This window comes from Streptomyces sp. NPDC005141, assembly GCF_053599975.1.
The window spans coordinates 1-3,825 of sequence record NZ_JBSFYW010000139.1 but is presented as its reverse complement, the minus strand read 5'-3'; the positions used below and the strand labels follow the sequence as shown (position 1 = coordinate 3,825).

Below are 3,825 nucleotides of genomic sequence, written 5' to 3'. Positions count from 1 at the left end.
GCCAGGCCCTACCGCTGGACCTACGACGGCACCCCGCTCAAAACTTCCTGATGCCCCAACGCCCCTCAACGAACTAACGCGGAGCAGCACTAGGCAGCGCATCGGGAGAGCGCACGCGATTTCCGGTCCCCGGTCCGCGGCGACGTACGAGAGCGGCGTCGATCTCCGGACGATCGGTGCCCGCGGTTCTCTCGGCCGGCAAGGGGCGGATCTGTGCTCGGCCCGGTCCGTGCTGCGGGCGGTCGTAGCCATCACGGTGCGCCGCGAGGCCACCCGTCCACGGCATTGGTCGGCGGGCGGCCGGGGAGGCAGGTCCCAAGACCTGCGGCACGATGGGGTCGTGACAGGTGAGTCGGACAGGATCGAACTGAGCGAACACGAACTTCGTGAGATCGCGGGATACGCCGCCGAGGGTGCGCGCAGGGCGCTGTCGATCTTCGAGCGGACTCTTCCCGCCGACACGCGCCCTCGCGACGCCATCGACGCGGCGTACGACTTCGCAGAGGGCGGCCGGCGCACGGGGGCTCTGCGGGAGAGCGCGTGGGCCGCGTACAAAGCGGCGCAGGAAGCCGCTTCACCGGCGGCGGCCGACGCGGCACGAGCGGCGAGCCACGCGGCCGCCGCCGCGTATCTCCATCCCAAGGCAAGCGCCCATCAGGTGAAACACATCCTCGGTGCGGCGGCGCATGCGGCACGAGCGGAAGAGCTGGCATCCGAAGGAGTCCCGAGTGTCGCCGGCGGGACCCTTGAATGGGCGCGCCATCACGCACCGCCGGGGGTCACCGCGGTACTCGGCCGGCTGCCCGCAGCCCCTCCCGGTGGCGGGCGGGTAGGAGAGTTCATCCGCGATCTCGACGTCGCACTCCGCGCCTGAGCGCGGTCGGGCAGTCGCCCCGGCGGAGTCTCCACCCACTGAAAGGGCGTGGCTGTGGGGCTGGGGCTGTCCTACGGTCCGCGATCCCGGCCGACCACGCCTGCGGTACGCCACGTCCAGAGGGCGACCACTCGCCGACCGGTGGGGTGCCACTCGATCGGGGTGCAACTCCCAGGTTGCACCCCGATCGGCGTTGTGCAACTCTGGAGTTGCATCTGATCGTGGCGATGAAGGAGTCCTCTCATGAGCGCTGACCGGATCGAACGCGAAACCTTGATCGAAGCGCCCCTGGAACGGGTCTGGTCGCTGGTGGCCCAGCCCGGCTTCTGGGTCGCCGACAAGGCGAGCCTGCCCGGCACCGTGGCGAAGGAGGGTGAGTCGATGGTGGCGAAGAACCCCGAGCACGGCGATTTCCCCGTACGCGTGGAGAAGGTTCAACCGCCGACGTACCTGGCCTACCGCTGGACCAGCGCGTTCCCCGGAGAGGAGCTGAGCGAGGAGAACAGCACCCTCGTGGAGTTCACGCTGACCCAGGAGGGCGACCGGACGCGGCTGCGGGTGGTGGAGAGCGGGTTCGCGGCACTGGCCGGGTCCGAGGAGCTGCGCAGCCAGAACCTGAAGGATCACAGCGCGGGCTGGCCCCTGGAGCTCGACGCGCTCAAGAAGCGCGCCGAACAGCCGTCGCCGTGAGGGAGGAACACGCTGGGGGCGCCGCCGAGGACGTCGACAGCGTCCTCGGTGCGCTGGCCGACCCGACGCGACGTCAGCTCCTCGATCTGCTGGCGGAACAGGGCACGGCCACCGCGACGACCCTCGCCGAACGACTCCCTGTCTCACGGCAGGCCGTGGTCAAGCACCTCGCCGTCCTCGACGCCGCAGGGCTGGTTTCCGGTGGTCGCGTCGGACGTGAAGTGCGGTACGCGCTGCGGCCCGCGGCCCTGGACGCGACCGCCCGGTGGATGGCCGCGCTCGCGGCCGACTGGGACCGGCGGCTCGCGAACATCAAGAGCGTCGCCGAGGCGGCGGAACGGGCGCCGCGCTCACATCGGCCCGACTGAGAGGAAGCACCCATGGACACGACAGGGCTTCGCGCCGCCTACGACGAGTTGCTCGAGGTCGCGGCCAGGCCCGCCCTCGGTGACGCCGACGACGGAGGATGGAACGCCGATCAGATACTGGCTCACCTCCTCAGCGTCGACGCCGCGATCGCCGCGGTCGCGCTCGGCGTCGTCTCGGGCTCGCGCCCGACCTTCGACAACCGCATCTCCCTCGACCCCTGGAATCTCGACCGGATCATCGCCGAGCACGCGGGCAGGGCGGACCTGACAGCCCATCTCCGGAGCCAGGTCACCGTCCTCTGCGACCTCGCCGACCGGCTCAGCGAGCAGGCCGCCGCGGTTCTGGTGCCCTCGCTCCTTCTGTCCGGCGACGCGCTCGTGCTGGACCAGCCGGTTCGGCTCGACGCCCTCATCGACGGCCTGGCCGAGGACCACGTGCCCAGGCACACCCGGCAGCTCCTGGACCTTCGCGTCACTGTCCCCGGGCGAGCCTGACGGCCCACTCGACACCCCAGGGCGTGCCCGAGCGTGGTCGCCGACCGTACGACCGCGAACGTGGGTGCACTTACGCGTTCCGATTGTCTGACAGGGATGTGCAAGTGAGGTGAAAACGGCACGGATTGTGTGATCTCGCCTTGGGGACCCATGCCCTTCCTGCCCCTGAGGCGTTGTCAGGTGGCCTGGGGGCGTGGCGTACCCGCTTCTGGGCGGTCGGGAGCGGAAGCGTGTTACTCACTTTCGGGTGACGGGCGCGCGAGGTGCGCCGATGCGCTGGATGCCCGTATATGGCCCAAATGCTGTAGGAGTACGGGAGTTGAGGATGACAGTCGCTCAGTCTTCGGCATTCGGTTGTTAAAGGCCGGATACAGACGTCTGTAACCGAAATGTTCTCAATCGGTAACAGCGGTCGAGTGTCGCTCGTATCGGGCCGGGACGAGGAGGAACTTATGAGTCCTCGGCCACCGGGCCGGGATTGGCACAAGGTCGCACCGTGCAGTTCCCTGAAAAGGGGCGCTGCTCAGGGTGTGCCTGCTCTCGAACCTGAGGAGCATTCATGTCCGTTTCCACGTCTGTCACGGCCCGTCGTCTGGCGGCCGCGGTCATCGCGGCCGGCACGCTGGTCGGCTCGGCCGCGGTGTCGGCCTCCGCCGCGGAGCCGCGCTACGAGCGCACGCACGTCGCCATCAGCGAGGTCCAGAGCGACGCGCCGGGCTTTGACGACCGCTCCAGGCGTTCCCTGAACGCGGAGTGGGTGGAAATCACCAACTCGAACCGCCGCTCGGTGAACCTGAACGGCTGGACGCTGTCGGACGAAGACGGCAACCGCTACACCTTCCACCACTACTACCTGGCCGGCCGTTCCACCGTCCGTGTCCACACCGGCTACGGCCGTGACACCAGCCGGGACGTCTACCAGGACCGCCGTGCCGAGGTCTGGGACAACCGTTCCGACACCGCCACGCTGAAGACCGAGCGCGGCCGCTTCGTCGACAGCGTCTCCTGGGGCCGGCACCACGACCGTGACCACGGCCGCGACGACCACCGGGGTCACGGCGACCACCGGGGTCACGGCGACCACCGGGGTCACGGTGACCACCGGGGTCACGGCGACCACGGTGACCACCGGGGTCACGGCGACCACGGTGACCACCGCGGGCATGGCGACCACCGCGGGCACGGTGACAACCGTGGAGACGGCGACAACCGCGGCCATGGCGACCACCGGGGTCACGGCGACAACCGCGGGCAGGGTGACAACCGCGGTCCGCGCCAGGGACAGGGCCAGGGACAGGGCCAGGTGTCCTTGATCAGCAGCCAGGCGGTCCTGCGCTTCGAAACGTTCCGGTAGAGCGCGCGAGCGCGGTGGAAGCGGCCCGAGCGAGGCCGTTCAGG

At 69.6% G+C, this 3,825-nt stretch carries 4 protein-coding genes and 1 pseudogene; all 5 read left to right on the top strand.

Translation table 11 applies throughout. The annotated features are described in order from the left end of the window. Window positions 1-340: 340 nt before the first annotated feature. The gene (locus ACWD68_RS41585; protein WP_451811667.1) at window positions 341-874 is read left to right on the top strand and encodes a putative immunity protein; all 534 of its coding nucleotides are present in this window, start codon (window positions 341-343) and stop codon (window positions 872-874) included. 243 nt (window positions 875-1,117) lie between these two features. Next, window positions 1,118-1,564, top strand: a complete 447-nt coding sequence (locus ACWD68_RS41580) for an SRPBCC domain-containing protein (RefSeq protein WP_451811666.1) — start codon at window positions 1,118-1,120, stop codon at window positions 1,562-1,564. Beyond that, entirely contained in the window at window positions 1,561-1,932 is a 372-nt protein-coding gene (locus tag ACWD68_RS41575) for an ArsR/SmtB family transcription factor (RefSeq protein WP_451811665.1), read from the top strand. The genes ACWD68_RS41580 and ACWD68_RS41575 overlap by 4 nt, the downstream gene beginning before the upstream one ends. A 12-nt stretch (window positions 1,933-1,944) precedes the next feature. Beyond that, on the top strand, window positions 1,945-2,427 hold the full coding sequence (locus ACWD68_RS41570; RefSeq protein ID WP_451811664.1) for a hypothetical protein: 483 nt from the start codon (window positions 1,945-1,947) through the stop codon (window positions 2,425-2,427). A 559-nt stretch (window positions 2,428-2,986) separates the two neighbouring features. Then, window positions 2,987-3,427, top strand: a pseudogene (locus tag ACWD68_RS41565) (lamin tail domain-containing protein); the annotation flags it as partial. Window positions 3,428-3,825: the final 398 nt, after the last annotated feature.

Excerpts from the sequence above, each read along its gene's own strand:
- ACWD68_RS41570 (WP_451811664.1), top strand. The coding sequence starts at position 1,945 with ATGGACACGACAGGGCTTCGCGCCGCCTACGACGAGTTGCTCGAGGTC.
- ACWD68_RS41580 (WP_451811666.1), top strand. The coding sequence starts at position 1,118 with ATGAGCGCTGACCGGATCGAACGCGAAACCTTGATCGAAGCGCCCCTG.